The 17,451-nt window shown below is 56.0% G+C and carries 17 protein-coding genes and 2 tRNA genes; 15 read left to right on the forward strand and 4 right to left on the reverse strand.

All coding sequences use genetic code 11. From position 1 onward, the window contains the following. Positions 1-87: 87 nt before the first annotated feature. Together GM30_RS01135 and GM30_RS01140 are read left to right on the forward strand one after the other, a co-directional pair. Positions 88-164 (forward strand) — tRNA-Asp (locus GM30_RS01135). An 8-nt stretch (positions 165-172) separates the two neighbouring features. Then, positions 173-248, forward strand: a tRNA-Trp gene (locus GM30_RS01140). 83 nt (positions 249-331) lie between these two features. Here the strand turns inward: GM30_RS01140 and hdfR are convergent. Next, entirely contained in the window at positions 332-1,153 is an 822-nt protein-coding gene (hdfR, locus tag GM30_RS01145; RefSeq protein WP_049847150.1) for an HTH-type transcriptional regulator HdfR, read from the reverse strand. Positions 1,154-1,271: 118 nt separating this feature from the next. Here hdfR and GM30_RS01150 point away from each other — a divergent pair, with 118 nt between their 5' ends. After that, a complete protein-coding gene (locus GM30_RS01150; protein ID WP_038160338.1) occupies positions 1,272-1,610 on the forward strand; it encodes a MaoP family protein in 339 nt (112 codons plus the stop codon). Positions 1,611-1,636: 26 nt separating this feature from the next. Here the strand turns inward: GM30_RS01150 and GM30_RS01155 are convergent, their stop codons facing one another. After that, entirely contained in the window at positions 1,637-3,160 is a 1,524-nt protein-coding gene (locus GM30_RS01155; protein WP_049847151.1) for a YifB family Mg chelatase-like AAA ATPase, read from the reverse strand. A 352-nt stretch (positions 3,161-3,512) separates the two neighbouring features. Here GM30_RS01155 and ilvL point away from each other — a divergent pair, with 352 nt between their 5' ends. The 7 genes from ilvL (at position 3,513) to ilvA (ending at position 10,073) form a co-directional block, all read left to right on the forward strand. After that, positions 3,513-3,611, forward strand: coding sequence for an ilv operon leader peptide (ilvL, locus tag GM30_RS23500; protein WP_001311244.1), 99 nt, complete (start codon positions 3,513-3,515; stop codon positions 3,609-3,611). 86 nt (positions 3,612-3,697) lie between these two features. Further along, a complete protein-coding gene (gene ilvX / locus GM30_RS27775; protein ID WP_202966995.1) occupies positions 3,698-3,748 on the forward strand; it encodes a peptide IlvX in 51 nt (16 codons plus the stop codon). A 2-nt stretch (positions 3,749-3,750) separates the two neighbouring features. Beyond that, positions 3,751-5,397, forward strand: coding sequence for an acetolactate synthase 2 catalytic subunit (gene ilvG / locus GM30_RS01160; RefSeq protein ID WP_049847152.1), 1,647 nt, complete (start codon positions 3,751-3,753; stop codon positions 5,395-5,397). Continuing rightward, the gene (ilvM, locus tag GM30_RS01165) at positions 5,394-5,657 is read left to right on the forward strand and encodes an acetolactate synthase 2 small subunit (RefSeq protein ID WP_038160346.1); all 264 of its coding nucleotides are present in this window, start codon (positions 5,394-5,396) and stop codon (positions 5,655-5,657) included. Before ilvG ends, ilvM begins: the two co-directional genes overlap by 4 nt. Before the next feature lie 18 nt (positions 5,658-5,675). Beyond that, on the forward strand, positions 5,676-6,605 hold the full coding sequence (locus GM30_RS01170; protein WP_038160350.1) for a branched-chain amino acid transaminase: 930 nt from the start codon (positions 5,676-5,678) through the stop codon (positions 6,603-6,605). Between the two features lie 100 nt (positions 6,606-6,705). Beyond that, the gene (ilvD, locus tag GM30_RS01175) at positions 6,706-8,532 is read left to right on the forward strand and encodes a dihydroxy-acid dehydratase (RefSeq protein WP_049847153.1); all 1,827 of its coding nucleotides are present in this window, start codon (positions 6,706-6,708) and stop codon (positions 8,530-8,532) included. Between the two features lie 2 nt (positions 8,533-8,534). Next, entirely contained in the window at positions 8,535-10,073 is a 1,539-nt protein-coding gene (ilvA, locus tag GM30_RS01180) for a threonine ammonia-lyase, biosynthetic (RefSeq protein WP_155483891.1), read from the forward strand. Here ilvA and ilvY read toward each other — a convergent pair. After that, a complete protein-coding gene (ilvY, locus tag GM30_RS01185; protein WP_049847155.1) occupies positions 10,070-10,960 on the reverse strand; it encodes an HTH-type transcriptional activator IlvY in 891 nt (296 codons plus the stop codon). The two genes, ilvA and ilvY, sit on opposite strands and share 4 nt — an antisense overlap. Before the next feature lie 151 nt (positions 10,961-11,111). On the opposite strand from ilvY, the gene ilvC reads away from it, so the two are divergent. Continuing rightward, a complete protein-coding gene (gene ilvC, locus GM30_RS01190; protein ID WP_049847156.1) occupies positions 11,112-12,587 on the forward strand; it encodes a ketol-acid reductoisomerase in 1,476 nt (491 codons plus the stop codon). A gap of 48 nt (positions 12,588-12,635) precedes the next feature. On the opposite strand, the gene ppiC is transcribed toward ilvC, so the two are convergent. Beyond that, positions 12,636-12,917 carry a peptidylprolyl isomerase PpiC gene (gene ppiC, locus GM30_RS01195; protein WP_001140251.1) on the reverse strand — a complete coding sequence of 94 codons (282 nt, stop codon included), beginning with the start codon at positions 12,915-12,917 and terminating at the stop codon, positions 12,636-12,638. Positions 12,918-13,111: 194 nt separating this feature from the next. On the opposite strand from ppiC, the gene GM30_RS01200 reads away from it, so the two are divergent. The 4 genes from GM30_RS01200 (at position 13,112) to rep (ending at position 17,448) form a co-directional block, all read left to right on the forward strand. Beyond that, on the forward strand, positions 13,112-13,813 hold the full coding sequence (locus GM30_RS01200; protein WP_049847157.1) for a Crp/Fnr family transcriptional regulator: 702 nt from the start codon (positions 13,112-13,114) through the stop codon (positions 13,811-13,813). Positions 13,814-13,848: 35 nt separating this feature from the next. Then, on the forward strand, positions 13,849-14,598 hold the full coding sequence (locus tag GM30_RS01205) for a nucleoside phosphorylase (protein WP_049847158.1): 750 nt from the start codon (positions 13,849-13,851) through the stop codon (positions 14,596-14,598). After that, the gene (gene pnuC / locus GM30_RS01210) at positions 14,598-15,326 is read left to right on the forward strand and encodes a nicotinamide riboside transporter PnuC (RefSeq protein WP_049847159.1); all 729 of its coding nucleotides are present in this window, start codon (positions 14,598-14,600) and stop codon (positions 15,324-15,326) included. Before GM30_RS01205 ends, pnuC begins: the two co-directional genes overlap by 1 nt. Positions 15,327-15,426: 100 nt before the next feature. Beyond that, positions 15,427-17,448 (forward strand): DNA helicase Rep, encoded by a 2,022-nt coding sequence (gene rep / locus GM30_RS01215; protein ID WP_049847160.1) that lies wholly within the window; start codon positions 15,427-15,429, stop codon positions 17,446-17,448. Positions 17,449-17,451 lie beyond the last annotated feature (3 nt).

Raw genomic sequence — 17,451 nt, forward strand, 5'->3', positions numbered from 1 at the left:
GGGGCTTCCCCATGTGAGAGTAGGACACTGCCAGGCATCCATTTAGCAGTACCCCGTGTAAAAGCGGGTGCAGTAGACAGTTTCGGTGGAGCGGTAGTTCAGTCGGTTAGAATACCTGCCTGTCACGCAGGGGGTCGCGGGTTCGAGTCCCGTCCGTTCCGCCACCCTAATTAGGGGCGTAGTTCAATTGGTAGAGCACCGGTCTCCAAAACCGGGTGTTGGGAGTTCGAGTCTCTCCGCCCCTGCCATAAAAAATAATCCTTTGCTTCGGCAAAGGATTTTTTTTGTCTGCAATTTATCGAACGCTTCAAGAGGGCGCCTGCCCCCTGCGTTAATCCAGCACGCTGGTTTTCAGAATGTCGCGGATTTGCGTCTGTTTATCACTGTTCTGCAGCCAGATGGCATACAACGGGCGGGAAAGCGTTGCGCTGTCCGCCACCGCGTGTAAATTCCCTCTCTCTTTAGCCCAACTCATGGGTAACCAGGTGCAGCCATTAAGCGGAGAAAGCTGCTGTCGCGCCAGTTCTGCAGAGCTGGTTGTCAGACTGGGCACATCATCGCTGGCCAACAAACCCACTTCATGTTGCTGAAAATCCGGCCCCCATTCCAGGCGCAAATAGTTGAGATCTGCCTTCATTTGCGCAGGTTCTGCGGCATAAAGCGCAAGGGTGAAATGGCCCAGCAACTGGCTGCTAAATTCATCCATTTTCGGTGATTCCGTCGTGATCAGCAGATCAAGTTGTCGTTCATGCAATTGCTTAACCAGAGACTGGCGTTGGGCAATTCGTGCTTCAAACTGAAGATTACTGGACGCCTGATAGAGCCTGCCCAGCCAGTCGTTCAGCAAACATTCCCAAAGTGACGCGCTGGCACCAATGGAGAATTCGTTATGTCGTGAAGTATGCGCAACCTCTTTGCGCGCGGCCTGCCAGGTATTCATCAATGTTTCAGCGTAAGGCAGCAATTTTTCGCCCGCGGCCGTCAGTCGTATGTTATTGCGATGCCGGGTAAAAAGGTTCACGCCGAGCTGATTTTCCAGCTGACGAATGCGAAAGCTGACGGCTGATTGTGTCAAATAGAGCGCTTCAGCAGCGCGTCCAAAATGACGAGTTCTGCTGACTTCGAGGAAAGTTTTCAGCAATTCCGTATCCACAACCTTCTCCGCAAAATTATTTGTCGTTATGATTTAAATCTTTTGTTTTACACTCTGTCAAGCGTAACTAATACTCCGCGCCATAAATAGCTCGGCCAAAGAATTAGGAGCGTGTAGGATGGCGGAAAGCTTTACGACGACAAATCGTTTTTTCGACAATAAAAATTATCCGCGTGGTTTCTCCCGTCACGGTGATTTCACCATCAAAGAGGCACAACTGCTTGAACGTTATGGTTATGCTCTCAATGAACTGGAGCTGGGTAAGCGCGAACCTGTAACCGAAGACGAGAAACAATTTGTTGCGGTGTGCCGCGGTGAACGTGAGCCAACGACAGAAGCAGAGCGTGTATGGTTCAAGTATATGGCGCGGATCAAACGTCCGAAGCGTTTCCATACGTTGTCCGGTGGTAAACCGCAGATGGAAGGCTCTGACGATTACACAGAAAGCGATGATTAAATAAAAAAAGGGCTCCGGCCCTTTTTTTATGCCAGCAGTTTCTGCAAATGAATCAGTAAGCGATCGATCGCCCGGTAACTCAATGCCTCCTGCAAATGCTGCCGGGTAATGCGTTCAGCCTGCTCAAGATCGGCAATCGTTCGTGCCACTTTCAACAGGCGCTGCCATGCGCGTATCGATAGTCCGAGCTGTGTGAGTGTTTGTTCCAGCCAGAGGGCATCGTCGTCATTCAGCTGGCAGTGTTCCCGTATTTCTCCTCCTTCAAGCCGTGCGTTGAGCTTTTGCTGCCGCAAGTACTGGCATGCCTGAGCCTGTATCACCCGTTCGCGAATCGTTGCGGTACTTTCGCCGTTGTCCGTTGCCTGGCTCAGCAAACCCGGAGGCGGTAGGGGGATCTCCAGTGAGAGATCGAAACGATCGAGAAAGGGGCCGGACAAACGACTCAGATAGCGCATTGTCTGTTCCGGCGTCGCACGGTTATGGTTTCCCTGATAGTGCCCCGTCGGGCTGGGATTCATGGCAGCAATGAGCTGAAAACGTGCCGGATAGGTTATTTTCGCGCGGGTTCGCGAGATGTGGATCTGGCCGGATTCAATCGGTTCCCGCAGAGCATCCAGCACGCGCCGCTCAAATTCAGGGAGCTCATCGAGAAACAGGATCCCGTTGTGCGCCAGTGAAATCTCGCCAGGCATGGGGATGGAGCCGCCGCCTACCATGGCGGTCAATGATGCACTATGATGCGGAGAACGGAAGGGCCGCTGACGCCACTGCGCCTTAACACTGGTCGCATTTACCAGACTGATGATTGCCGCGCTTTCGAGTGCCTCGTCATTGCTCAGCGGGGGAAGCAAGCCATTAAGTCGACTGGCCAGCATCGTTTTGCCGGTGCCAGGCGGACCGACAAACAGCAAATTGTGGCCGCCTGCGGCGGTGATTTCGAGCGCACGTTTTCCCTGGCTTTGACCGATAACATCGCGGAGATCGTCATGCGGTGATGCCGCGGCCTCTGCGCTGGTTTGCGGCGCCAGATTGAGCACATGTTTCCCTTCCAGGAATGCGCAGACTTCCTGTAGATGACTGGCGATAAAACAACACGTACCGCCTATCAGCCCCACCTCGGCGGCGTTATCTTCCGCCACAATAATGCTCCGCCCGGCCCGAATCGCTTCCATTGCGCCTGAAATAGCGCCTGGAATTCCCCGTAGCGCGCCGGTAAGGGCCAGTTCACCTACAAACTCATACTGACCCAGCTTTACCCCGTTAAGCTGCTCAGAGGCCACCAGAAGCGCGATAGCGATAGGTAAATCGTATCGTCCGCCCTCCTTTGGCAGATCGGCGGGTGCAAGGTTGATAGTGATCTTCTTCGCCGGAAACTCATAACCACTGTTTATGATTGCACTGCGCACCCGATCCCGGGCCTCTTTCACGGTGGTTTCCGGAAGGCCAACCAGCGTCAAGCCGGGTAAACCATTGCTGATATGCACCTCGACGGTAATAAGCGGTGCGGTAACGCCAAGTGCTGCGCGGGTATAGACAACTGATAACGACATAGCGCCTCCTGAGGGCGACACTATATCGGCTACGAAGCAGGGTTTTATCGGTGACTTATGGGAAATACGCGGCGCTTTCCTGCATTTTTACCGATTTTCATCCCCTTGCAGAAATGGCGGAACCTGCGTCGCAACGTTCAAAACGTCGTCTGACGAAGCCCCACCTGCAGCACACGCCGCTTAAAAATAACTGAAATTTTTAAAAGTGCGATTTTTCTTATAAAAAACAATTGCTTTGGCTAAAAATGTTAGCAGGCTCACAAAGCACGTCATAAAAAAATCTTGTGTTCACGCCGCTGCCTGTGTTACCTCTTTAGGTATTCCTTCGAACAAGAAGCCAAAAGTAAACAAAATGACAGCCCTTCTACGAGTGATTAGCCTGGTCGTGATTAGCGTGGTGGTGATTATTATCCCACCGTGCGGGGCTGCACTTGGACGAGGAAAGGCATAGAAATCAAGCCTTAACGAACTAAGACCCCCGCACCGAAAGGTCCGGGGGTTTTTTTATGACCTAAATACTGAAGCGAGGAACAGACAATGACCAACAGCATAAAATTCTGTTTCTCACAATTTACGGCGGGGAAGTAACTATGAACGGGGCTCAGTGGGTGGTACATGCATTGCGCGCACAGGGAGTTGACACTGTATTCGGCTATCCGGGGGGCGCAATTATGCCGGTTTACGATGCATTGTATGACGGCGGTGTGGAACATCTACTGTGCCGACATGAGCAGGGCGCGGCGATGGCGGCCATCGGCTATGCCCGCGCGACGGGTAAAACGGGTGTGTGTATCGCCACGTCTGGCCCCGGCGCGACCAACCTGATCACCGGCCTGGCGGATGCGCTGCTCGATTCTGTTCCTGTGGTTGCCATCACCGGGCAGGTGGCGTCGCCGTTTATCGGTACCGATGCTTTTCAGGAAGTGGACGTTCTCGGTTTGTCGCTGGCCTGTACCAAACACAGTTTTCTGGTGCAGTCCCTCGAAGAGCTGCCGCGTGTCATGGCAGACGCGTTTGAGGTGGCAAACTCAGGCCGTCCTGGCCCGGTACTGGTGGATATTCCTAAAGATATTCAGCTCGCGCAGGCGGCTCTGGAGCCGCATTTCTCGACTGTAGAAACCCCGGACGCTTTCCCTCACGCCGAAGTCGAACAGGCGCGTCAGATGCTGGCGCAGGCGCAAAAACCGATGCTGTACATTGGCGGTGGTGTCGGCATGGCGCAGGCGGTTCCGGCGCTGCGCGAGTTTATCGCCGTCACGCAAATGCCCGCGGTATGCACCCTGAAAGGGCTGGGAGCGGTGGAAGCAGATTACCCGTACTATCTCGGCATGCTCGGGATGCATGGCACCAAAGCGGCGAACCTGGCGGTGCAGGAATGTGACCTGTTGATCGCCGTTGGTGCGCGTTTTGACGACCGCGTGACCGGCAAACTGAATACCTTCGCGCCGCACGCCAGCGTGATCCACATGGATATCGATCCGGCGGAAATGAATAAACTGCGTCAGGTGCATGTCGCGTTGCAGGGCGATCTGAACGCCATGCTGCCGGCCCTGACTCAGCCGTTGGCTATCGCGGCCTGGCAACAACAGGTGGCGGAATTACGCGCAGAACACGCCTGGCGCTACGATCACCCGGGTGAAGCCATTTACGCTCCCTTGCTGCTGAAACAGCTGTCCGATCGCAAGCCAGCAGACTGCGTGGTGACTACTGACGTGGGACAGCATCAGATGTGGTCGGCACAGCATATGACTTATACCCGCCCGGAAAATTTCATTACCTCCAGCGGGCTGGGCACGATGGGCTTTGGCTTACCGGCTGCCGTGGGTGCTCAGGTGGCGCGCCCGAACGATACAGTGATCTGTATCTCCGGTGACGGCTCGTTCATGATGAATGTTCAGGAGCTGGGCACCGTAAAACGAAAGCAGCTGCCGCTGAAGATTGTTTTACTGGATAACCAGCGATTAGGCATGGTTCGCCAGTGGCAGCAGTTGTTTTTTCAGGAACGTTATAGCGAAACCACCCTTACCGATAATCCCGATTTCCTCACGCTGGCCAGCGCCTTCGGCATTCCAGGCCAGCACATCACCCGTAAAGACCAGGTTGAAGCGGCACTCGACACCATGCTGTCAAGCGAGGGGCCTTACCTGCTTCATGTCTCAATCGATGAGCTTGAGAACGTCTGGCCATTGGTGCCGCCAGGTGCCAGTAACTCGCAAATGCTGGAGAAATTATCATGATGCAACATCAGCTCGCCGTTCAGGCTCGCTTCAACCCGGAAACGTTAGAGCGTGTTTTACGCGTGGTACGCCATCGCGGTTTTCAGATTTGTTCTATGAATATGGAGACCGCAACTGATGCGCAGAATATTAATATCGAATTGACCGTTGCCAGCCCTCGTCCAGTCGAATTACTGTTTAGTCAGTTGAGCAAACTGGTCGACGTCGCCTGTGTCGAGATCCAGCAACGAACAACATCATCACAACAAATCCGCGCCTGAGCGCAAAAGGAAGAAATAATGACGACGAAAAAAGCTGATTACATCTGGTCCAATGGCGAGATGATTCGTTGGGAAGATGCCAAAGTGCACGTAATGTCCCACGCACTGCATTACGGTACCTCCGTTTTTGAAGGTATCCGCTGCTACGATTCCCATAAAGGGCCAGTGGTGTTCCGCCATCGTGAACACATGCAGCGTCTTCGTGACTCAGCCAAAATTTATCGTTTCCCGGTGACTCAGAGCGTCGATGAATTGATGGAAGCCTGCCGCGCGGTGATCCGCAAAAATAACCTGACCAGCGCCTATATTCGTCCGCTGGTGTTCGTGGGCGATGTTGGCATGGGGGTGAACCCACCTCCGGGATACACCACCGATGTGATTATCGCCGCTTTCCCATGGGGCGCCTACCTCGGCGCAGAAGCGTTGGAGCAGGGCATTGATGCGATGGTTTCGTCATGGAACCGCGCCGCGCCGAACACCATTCCGACCGCAGCGAAAGCGGGCGGCAACTATCTTTCCTCACTGCTGGTTGGTAGCGAAGCGCGCCGCCATGGTTATCAGGAAGGTATCGCCCTGGACGTTAATGGCTACATCTCCGAAGGTGCGGGCGAAAACCTGTTTGAAGTGAAAGACGGCGTACTGTTCACTCCGCCGTTTACCTCTTCTGCGCTGCCGGGCATCACCCGCGACGCGATCATCAAGCTGGCGAAAGAACTGGGTATTGAAGTGCGCGAGCAGGTGCTGTCTCGCGAGTCGCTGTATCTGGCTGACGAAGTATTCATGTCCGGCACCGCGGCGGAAATCACGCCGGTGCGCAGTGTCGACGGTATCCAGGTGGGTGAAGGCCGCTGTGGTCCGGTCACCAAACGTATTCAGAAAGCGTTCTTTGGCCTCTTTACCGGCGAAACCGAAGATAAATGGGGCTGGCTGGATCCAGTAAATCAATAATTAATATTATATTTTCCCAAAGTACTTCGCGTTGCAGAAAGGTGACAACGCACCTGCGGCGTGAAGTATGAAAGGAAAAGACACCGGGAGTAAACGAAGCATGCCTAAGTACCGTTCCGCCACCACCACCCACGGCCGCAACATGGCGGGGGGCCCCGCGCGNGCCGATTTCGGCAAACCGATCATTGCCGTTGTGAACTCGTTTACCCAGTTCGTGCCGGGGCACGTTCACCTGCGCGATCTCGGAAAGCTGGTTGCCGAGCAAATTGAAGCCTCCGGCGGCGTGGCGAAAGAGTTCAATACGATCGCTGTGGATGACGGCATCGCGATGGGTCACGGGGGCATGCTTTATTCACTGCCATCGCGCGAGCTCATCGCCGATTCTGTTGAATATATGGTCAATGCTCACTGCGCCGATGCGATGGTCTGCATTTCCAACTGCGATAAAATCACACCGGGGATGCTGATGGCCTCCCTGCGCCTCAATATTCCGGTGATTTTCGTCTCCGGCGGCCCGATGGAAGCCGGAAAAACCAAGCTCTCCGATAAGATCATCAAGCTGGATCTGGTCGATGCGATGATTCAGGGGGCGGACCCGAAAGTCTCCGACGCGCAGAGCGATCAGGTTGAGCGTTCTGCCTGTCCGACCTGCGGCTCCTGCTCCGGTATGTTCACCGCTAACTCGATGAACTGTCTCACCGAAGCGCTGGGCCTGTCGCAGCCGGGCAACGGCTCGCTGCTGGCGACCCACGCTGACCGCAAACAGCTGTTCCTCAATGCCGGTTCACGCATTGTTGAGCTGACCAAGCGCTACTACGAGCAGGATGACGCCAGCGCGCTGCCGCGCAATATCGCCAGCAAAGCGGCGTTTGAGAACGCCATGACGCTGGACATCGCGATGGGCGGCTCCACGAATACCGTACTGCACCTGCTGGCGGCGGCGCAGGAAGCCGAAATTGATTTCACCATGAGTGATATCGACAAGCTGTCGCGCAAAGTGCCGCAACTGTGCAAAGTGGCGCCGAGCACGCAGAAATACCATATGGAAGACGTACACCGCGCTGGCGGGGTGCTTGGCATTCTCGGTGAGCTGGATCGCGCGGGTCTGCTGAACCGCGACGTGAAAAACGTGCTTGGCCTGACGTTGCCGGAGTCGCTGGCGCAATATGACGTGATGCAGACGGACGACGCGGCGGTGAAGGCGATGTATCGCGCAGGCCCGGCGGGCATTCGCACCACGCAGGCGTTTTCTCAGGATTGCCGTTGGGATTCGCTTGATGACGACCGCGCCGAAGGCTGTATCCGTTCCCTTGAGCACGCCTACAGCAAAGATGGCGGGCTGGCGGTGCTGTACGGCAACATCGCTGAAAACGGCTGCATTGTAAAAACCGCAGGCGTTGATGACAGCATCCTGAAATTTACTGGCCCGGCTAAAGTATACGAAAGCCAGGAAGAGGCGGTTGACGCGATCCTCGGCGGCAAAGTGGTGGAGGGCGACGTGGTCGTCATCCGCTACGAAGGGCCGAAAGGCGGCCCGGGCATGCAGGAAATGCTCTACCCGACCACCTTCCTGAAATCGATGGGGCTTGGCAAAGCCTGTGCGCTGATCACCGACGGTCGTTTCTCTGGCGGCACGTCGGGCCTGTCCATCGGTCACGTTTCACCGGAAGCCGCCAGCGGTGGCAGCATCGCGTTGATTGAAGATGGCGACCTGATTGCTATTGATATCCCGAACCGTGGAATTCAACTTCAGGTCAGCGATCGGGAGATGGCGGCGCGCCGTGAAGCGCAGGAAGCACGTGGTGATAAAGCCTGGACGCCGCGCGATCGTCAGCGTGAAGTGTCTTTCGCCCTGCGGGCTTATGCGAGCCTGGCCACCAGTGCGGATAAAGGCGCCGTGCGCGATAAATCCAAACTTGGAGGCTAATGATGGCCGAATCCTTGTCCGCTGCCCCTGAGGGGGCAGAATATCTGAGGGCCGTGCTGCGCGCGCCGGTGTATGAAGCCGCGCAGGTCACACCGCTGCAGAAGATGGAAAAACTGTCGTCGCGCCTCGAAAACGTCATTCTGGTGAAGCGCGAAGACAGGCAGCCGGTGCACAGCTTTAAGCTGCGTGGCGCGTACGCCATGATGGCAGGGCTGACTGAAGAGCAGAAAGCGCGCGGTGTGATCACCGCGTCTGCGGGCAACCACGCGCAGGGTGTTGCGTTCTCTTCCGCACGCCTCGGCGTGAAGGCGCTGATCGTCATGCCGGTTGCCACGGCCGATATCAAAGTCGACGCGGTGCGCGGTTTCGGCGGCGAAGTGCTGCTGCACGGCGCCAATTTTGACGAAGCAAAGGCGAAAGCTATTGAGCTGTCGCAACAGCAGGGCTTTACGTGGGTACCGCCGTTCGATCACCCGATGGTGATTGCCGGACAGGGCACGCTGGCGCTGGAATTGCTGCAGCAGGACGCGCATATCGATCGCGTTTTCGTCCCGGTCGGCGGTGGCGGGCTGGCGGCAGGCGTGGCGGTGTTGATCAAACAGCTGATGCCACAGATCAAAGTGATCGCCGTTGAAGCGGAAGATTCCGCTTGCCTGAAAGCCGCGCTGGATGCTGGCCATCCTGTCGATCTGCCGCGTGTCGGGCTGTTTGCCGAGGGCGTGGCGGTGAAACGCATTGGCGACGAAACCTTCCGCCTGTGCCAGGCGTACCTCGACGACATCATCACCGTCGACAGCGACGCCATCTGTGCGGCGATGAAAGACCTGTTCGAAGACGTGCGTGCAGTAGCTGAGCCCTCGGGCGCGCTGGCGCTGGCGGGCATGAAGAAGTACATCGCGCAGCACAACATTCGTGGCGAACGGTTGGCGCATATCCTGTCCGGTGCGAACGTGAATTTCCACGGCCTGCGCTATGTCTCTGAACGCTGCGAGCTGGGCGAACAGCGCGAAGCGCTGTTGGCGGTGACCATTCCGGAAGAGAAGGGCAGTTTCCTCAAATTCTGTCAGTTGCTCGGCGGGCGTTCGGTCACGGAATTCAACTACCGTTTCGCTGATGCCAAAGATGCCTGTATTTTTGTCGGCGTGCGGTTACGCCGCGGTCTGGAAGAGCGCAAAGAGATCCTCGACCTGCTGCATAAGGGCGGTTACAGCGTGGTGGACCTTTCCGACGATGAGATGGCGAAACTGCACGTGCGCTACATGGTGGGCGGTCGTCCGTCGAAACCGTTGCAGGAGCGTCTGTACAGCTTTGAATTTCCGGAATCACCTGGCGCGTTGCTGAAATTTCTCTATACGCTCGGTACCCACTGGAACATTTCGCTGTTCCACTACCGCAGCCACGGCACCGATTACGGCCGCGTGCTGGCGGCGTTTGAACTGGGTGAACACGAGCCGGATTTCGAAACGCGACTTAACGAGCTGGGCTACGACTGTCACGATGAAACGAACAACCCGGCGTTCCGCTTTTTCCTCGCGGGTTAGTGGCCCGGCAGCAGTTTCCAGAACGCATCAATAAGCGGCTCATGCAGCCGCTTTTTTTGTGCGCAAACACCGAGCTCGAACGGTGTCTTTTCGTCGCTGCGTTCCAGAATCATTACGCGATTGCGCACTGGCTCCGGGCTGTTTTCCAGCACCACTTCCGGCAGCAGCGCCACGCCGCAGCCGAGCGCGACCATCGACACCATCGCTTCGTGACCGCCAACGGTAGCGTAAATTGACGGGTTGCTGATCTTTTGACGGCGGAACCACAGCTCGATGCGGCGGCGTACCGGCCCCTGATCGGCCATGATGAACGGCACTGTCGACCAGTCCGGGTTTTCCTGCGAGACCTGATTACGCACCGGGCAGGGCAGCGCCGGAGCAATCAGCACCACCGCCAGATTTTCCAGCATCGAAAACGCCACCGCGCCGGGCAGGGTTTCCGGTTTCCCGGCAATCGCCAGATCGGCTTCGCCAGTGACCACTTTTTCCATCGCGTCTGCGGCATCGCCGGTGGTGAGCTTGATTTCAACGGAGGGATGCTCGGCACGAAACCTGTCGAGGATCGGCGGCAAATGGCTGTAGGCGGCGGTCACGGAGCAGAAAATATGCAATTCCCCGGAGAGCGACGGCCCTTTCTGATCGATGGTGTGGCGCAGTTGCTGATACTGCAACAGCATCTGTTGGGCGAATATCCGTAACTCGTCACCCGCTTCGGTCAGCGTGACCGTGCGGTTGTCGCGCACAAACAGCGGCTGGCCGAGATCCTCTTCCAGACGCTGGATCTGCCGGGACAGCGTGGACGGGCTGACGTGCATCGCCCGTGCGCTACGGCCAAAATGGCGGCTATCCGCCAGATGCAGAAAGGTTTTCAGATCGCGTAAATCCACGAGCGAGACTCCACCGGTTGGTATTGCAGAAATTGCAATATGACGTTGTGAATATATCAATTTCCGCAATACTTTTCCTGTCATATAGTAAGTTCATTCTCGCAAAAGCGAACCGAACAATAAGCACGACACACATCACGGGGTGATAAACATGGCTAACTACTTCAATACACTGAATCTGCGTCAGCAGCTGGCGCAACTGGGCAAATGCCGCTTTATGGCGCGCGACGAATTTGCCGATGGCGCGAGCTACCTTCAGGGTAAAAAAGTGGTCATCGTCGGCTGTGGCGCTCAGGGTCTGAACCAGGGCCTGAACATGCGTGACTCCGGCCTGGATATCGCCTACGCACTGCGTAAAGAAGCGATTGCTGAAAAGCGCGCATCATGGCGTAAAGCGACCGAAAACGGCTTCAAAGTGGGTACCTATGAAGAGCTGATCCCGCAGGCCGATCTGGTGGTTAACCTGACGCCGGACAAGCAGCACTCTGACGTGGTGCGTTCCGTACAGCCCCTGATGAAAGACGGCGCGGCGCTGGGCTATTCCCACGGTTTCAACATCGTGGAAGTGGGCGAGCAGATCCGTAAAGACATCACCGTGGTGATGGTGGCGCCGAAATGTCCGGGTACCGAAGTGCGTGAAGAGTATAAGCGTGGCTTCGGCGTGCCGACCCTGATCGCAGTCCATCCGGAAAACGATCCGAAAGGCGAAGGCATGGCGATTGCCAAAGCCTGGGCCGCGGCGACCGGCGGTCACCGTGCTGGCGTGCTGGAATCGTCTTTCGTTGCGGAAGTGAAATCTGACCTGATGGGTGAGCAGACGATTCTGTGCGGTATGTTGCAGGCCGGTTCTCTGCTGTGTTTCGACAAGCTGGTGGCGGACGGTACCGACCCGGCTTATGCCGAAAAACTGATCCAGTTCGGTTGGGAAACCATCACCGAAGCGCTGAAGCAGGGCGGCATCACCCTGATGATGGACCGACTGTCCAACCCGGCGAAACTGCGTGCTTACGCGCTGTCAGAACAGCTGAAAGAGATCATGGCACCGTTGTTCCAGAAACACATGGACGACATCATCTCCGGCGAGTTCTCTTCTGGCATGATGGCGGACTGGGCGAACGACGACAAAAAACTGCTGACCTGGCGTGAGGAGACCGGCAAAACCGCGTTCGAAACCGCGCCGCAGTTTGAAGGTAAAATCAGCGAGCAGGAGTATTTCGATAAAGGCGTGCTGATGATCGCGATGGTCAAAGCGGGCGTTGAGCTGGCGTTTGAAACCATGGTTGATGCGGGCATCATCGAAGAATCCGCTTACTATGAATCCCTGCATGAGCTGCCGCTGATCGCCAATACCATCGCGCGTAAGCGTCTGTATGAAATGAACGTGGTGATTTCCGATACCGCCGAGTACGGTAACTACCTGTTCTCTTACGCCTGCGTTCCGCTGCTGAAAGAATTCATGACTACCCTGCAGCCGGGCGATCTGGGCAAAGCGATTGCTGAAGGCGCGGTTGATAATGCTCAGTTGCGCGATGCCAACGACGCGATTCGCGGTCATGCGATCGAGAAAGTGGGTCAGAAGCTGCGCGGTTATATGACGGATATGAAGCGTATTGCGGTAGCAGGATAAAGTCTATGATGTAGGCCCGGTAAGCGTGAGCGCCACCGGGCTTTTTTATCAGTTGCGGTACAGCACTTTAATGATGTGGTAACCGAACTGCGTATGCAGCGGGCCAGTAGGCTCCAGCACCGGGCAGGAGAACACGACTTTGTCGAATGCCGGCACCATCTGGCCCTGACGGAATTCGCCTAAATCACCGCCTCGTTTGCCTGACGGGCAGATAGAGTGTTTCTTCGCCAGCTTGCCGAAGTCGGCGCCGTTTTTAATCTGCTCCAGGAGATCCAGAGCCAGTTTCTCTTCTTTTACAAGAATGTGCAGTGCTGCTGCCGTTTTTGCCATTATTCCGTTCTCACTTCTCAAAGGTTGCCCGCCACTTTATCACTCCTGAGGGCGTCAGACATATACTCTTCGATAGCGCAGGACAGATGTCCCGCCCGGTTTAATGAAGCGGGAGATGAGCAACAGTTTTGTCCGTTGAATCCATCCTTGCCCGGGACGCCCGTCCTGTCCTTCCGGCAAGGGAGCGAGATAACATGAACACAATGAAAAAAACAGAATTTTCGGGTGACTGGCTTTCCGGGCTGACCCAGGTTGTTCGCGATCCCGTGCTGTATGAATTACTCAAAAACTGCCCACTGGAAATCATGCAATGCTGGCGTTTTGAGGAGATTCCGCGCGGCGCGTTGATTTGCCGGCAGGGTGACATTTGCCAGCAATTTTCGCTGATCGTCACCGGCGAGGTGGATGTCTTTTTTGAAGCTGAAGATGGCCGTCGCTACCGGCAGGCACACTACAGCAAAGGCGACATGCTGGGTGAGCTGGAGATTTTTGAGTCACGCCATTACATCTGCTCCGTGGCGGCGGTCAGCCCTGTACAACTGCTGACGCTGTCGCAGGAACATTTTTCCCGCTGGCTGGCATTAGATAACCATTTTAATCAGCGGATGCTGCGGTTTTTCAGTCAGCAGTATTACCAGCTGTCGAAAAAGGCCAGCAGCGATAACCTTTATTCGCTGCATCAGCGCGTCTGTCAGGCGCTATGGCAACGGTATCAACATCAGGGAACACCCACGATTCTGCTCGATAAGCAGAATCTCAGTCAGGAATTTGCGGCGACGACACGCAGTATTAACCGCATTTTGCACGATCTGAAAACGCTGCAGATCATCGACACCGATGGCGAGCGGATTGTGCTGTTAGCCCCCGACAAACTCAGACAGGAGGCTGGCATCTGAATGTGAAGTCAGATGAACGATAAGGAGACGGGGGCATGTCGCTTCAACCACATATTCGACTCAGTGAGAGCAGTACCGGCGCGCAGTACGCGCTGTTGCCGGGCGATCCGCAGCGGGTGGATCGCATCGCGCAGTTTCTTGATAACCCTGAACCGTTGGGGCAGAACCGCGAGTTTCGGGCGCTGCGCGGCTGGTATCGGGGCATCGAAATTCTGGTCGTGTCGACGGGCATCGGCGGGCCATCCACCGCCATCGCCATTGAAGAGCTTCGCCAGATCGGCATCAAAACGCTGATTCGCATCGGCAGTTGCGGCGCGTTGCAGGATTTCCTCACGCTCGGCGATGTGGTCATCGCGCAGGGCGCGGTCGCCGACGAAGGCACCAGTAAAACCTACGCTCCCGCCAGCTATCCCGCCTGTGCGGATCCGCAGCTTACCGCGCAGCTGATTCGTCAGTCTCAACTGCTGCAAATCCCGGCCTTCAGCGGACTGGTACGCAGCCACGACAGTTTCTATACCGATCGCGAAGCGGCGCTGGATGCCGAATGGTCAGCGCGCGGCATTCTGGGCGCGGATATGGAAAGCGCGGCGCTGATGGTGGTCGGATCATTGCGCGGCTTACGTACGGCGTCGCTGTTGAACGTGGTCGTCGCGCATAACGGGTCTCTCGATAGCAGTATCAATGATTTTGTTCAGCAGGATGCGCTGTGTCTGCAGGGTGAAGCACGTCAGATTTCCCTGGCGCTACACGCCATCTATTCCGATAGCCAGCAAGGAGAGCAATGATGGACTTTTTCAGTATTAACAACGTGATGGTCAACATTCCTCTGGGTGAAGGCGGTTATGCCCTGTCATGGATTGAAGCCATCGGCACCGTATTTGGTTTACTGTGCATCTGGTACGCCAGCCGCGAAAACATTATCAACTACCTGTTCGGTCTGATTAACGTCACGCTGTTCGCGGCGATCTTTTTCCAGATCCAGCTGTACGCCAGCCTGCTGCTGCAGGTGTTCTTCTTTGCCGCCAACATCTATGGCTGGTATGCCTGGAGCCGTCAGAACGAGGCCAATGAGGCGGAACTGAAGGTGCGCTGGATCTCCCGTCAGCAGACGTTCATGCTGAGCGGTGTGTGCGTAGCCGCGATTTTGCTGATGACGTTGTTTATCGACCCGGTGTTCGCCATGCTGACCCGCATTATGCTGGCGCTGTTGCAGGTCGTGGGCGTTTCAGTGGCGATGCCCGATCTGCAGCCGGATGCCTTCCCGTTCTGGGATTCCACCATGCTGGTGCTGTCGATTGCCGCGATGGTGCTGATGACCCGCAAATACGTCGAGAACTGGCTACTTTGGGTGCTTATCGACGTGATTAGCGTGGTGATCTACGCGGTGCAGGGCGTTTACGCCATGTCGCTCGAGTATGTTCTGCTGACCGCGATTGCGGTGATGGGGTCCTACAGCTGGATTATCAGCGCTAAACGCAACGGCTCCACGCCAATGGCGGCCCCCGCTTCCTGATTGCTGTATTTTCAGGCTGCCTGAAAGGGCAGCCTGCTGCTCCATCGGCCCCGGTTTCTGCTACAATCCCTTCCCCGTTCGAAGATTGAGCAATACTCCCATGCGTTTAAACCCCGGACAGCAACAAGCCGTCGAATTTGTTACTGGACCCTGCCTGGTGCTGGCGGGCGCTGGTTCAGGCAAAACCCGCGTGATCACCAACAAGATCGCGCATCTGATCCGTGGCTGTGGTTATCAGGCGCGGCATATCGCCGCGGTGACCTTTACCAATAAAGCGGCGCGCGAAATGAAAGAGCGTGTGGCGCAGACGCTGGGGCGCAAAGAGGCGCGTGGGCTGATGATCTCAACGTTTCACACGCTGGGGCTGGAGATTATCAAACGCGAATTTGCCGCGCTGGGGATGAAATCGAACTTCTCGCTGTTTGACGATACCGATCAGGTGGCGTTGCTGAAAGAGTTGACTGAAGGGCTAATTGAAGATGATAAAACCCTGCTGCAACAGCTGATCTCAACGATCTCCAACTGGAAAAACGATCTGCTGACCCCCGCGCAGGCTGCGGCGCAAGCGAAAGGCGAACGGGACCGCATTTTCGCGCACTGCTATGGCCTGTACGACGCGCATATGAAAGCCTGCAATGTGCTGGATTTCGACGATCTGATCCTGCTGCCGACGCTGCTGTTGCAGCGTAACGAAGAGGTTCGCGAGCGGTGGCAGAACAGGATCCGTTATCTGCTGGTGGACGAATATCAGGACACCAACACCAGTCAGTATGAGCTGGTAAAACTGCTGGTGGGCGCCCGCGCCCGCTTCACCGTGGTGGGCGACGACGACCAGTCGATTTATTCCTGGCGCGGCGCGCGTCCGCAAAACCTGGTGCTGCTCAGTCAGGATTTCCCGGCGTTGCAGGTGATCAAGCTCGAACAGAACTACCGCTCATCAGGGCGCATTCTGAAAGCGGCGAACATTCTGATTGCCAATAACCCGCACGTATTCGAAAAGCGTCTGTTTTCGGAGCTGGGCTATGGCCCGGAGCTGAAAGTGCTGAGCGCAAATCATGAAGAGCACGAGGCGGAGCGCGTGACCGGGGAGCTGATCGCCCATCACTTTGTCAACAAAACGCAGTACAAGGATTACGCTATTCTCTACCGCGGCAATCATCAGTCGCGCGTATTTGAAAAAATGCTGATGCAGAACCGCATCCCGTACAAAATTTCCGGCGGCACGTCATTTTTCTCCCGCCCGGAAATCAAAGATTTGCTCGCCTATCTGCGCGTGCTGACCAACCCGGACGACGACAGCGCATTTCTGCGCATTGTGAATACGCCAAAGCGCGAGATTGGCCCGGCAACGCTGCAAAAGCTGGGGGAATGGGCATCCAGCCGCAACAAAAGCCTGTTTACCGCCAGCTTCGACATGGGACTGACGCAGACGCTGTCAGGGCGTGGTTATGAAGCGTTAACCCGCTTCACCCACTGGCTGGGCGAGATCCAGCGTCTGTCGGAAAGCGAACCGGTTGCCGCCGTGCGCGACCTGATCCACGGCGTTGATTATGAGTCCTGGCTGTTCGAAACCTCACCGAGTCCGAAAGCCGCCGAAATGCGCATGAAAAACGTCAATCAGCTGTTCAGCTGGATGACGGAAATGCTCGAAGGCTCCGAGCTGGAAGAGCCGATGACGCTGACCCAGGTGGTCACCCGCTTTACGCTGCGCGATATGATGGAACGCGGCGAGAGCGAAGAAGATATGGATCAGGTCCAGTTGATGACGCTGCACGCCTCAAAAGGTCTGGAGTTCCCGTATGTGTTTATGGTGGGAATGGAAGAGGGCTTTCTGCCGCACCAGAGCAGCATCGATGAAGACAATATTGATGAAGAGCGTCGGCTGGCCTATGTGGGCATTACCCGCGCGCAGAAAGAGCTAATTTTTACGCTGTGCAAAGAGCGCCGTCAGTATGGTGAACTGGTGCGCCCCGAACCGAGCCGTTTTTTACTGGAACTGCCGCAGGATGACGTTATCTGGGAGCAGGAGCGTAAAGTGATTACGGCAGAAGAGCGGATGCATAAAGGTCAGGCGAACGTGGCCAATATCAGAGCGATGCTGGCGAAAGCAAAAGAGAAGTAAAGG

Origin of the sequence: Trabulsiella odontotermitis, assembly GCF_001188485.1 — a bacterium.
GTDB classification, from domain to species: domain Bacteria; phylum Pseudomonadota; class Gammaproteobacteria; order Enterobacterales; family Enterobacteriaceae; genus Trabulsiella; species Trabulsiella odontotermitis_A.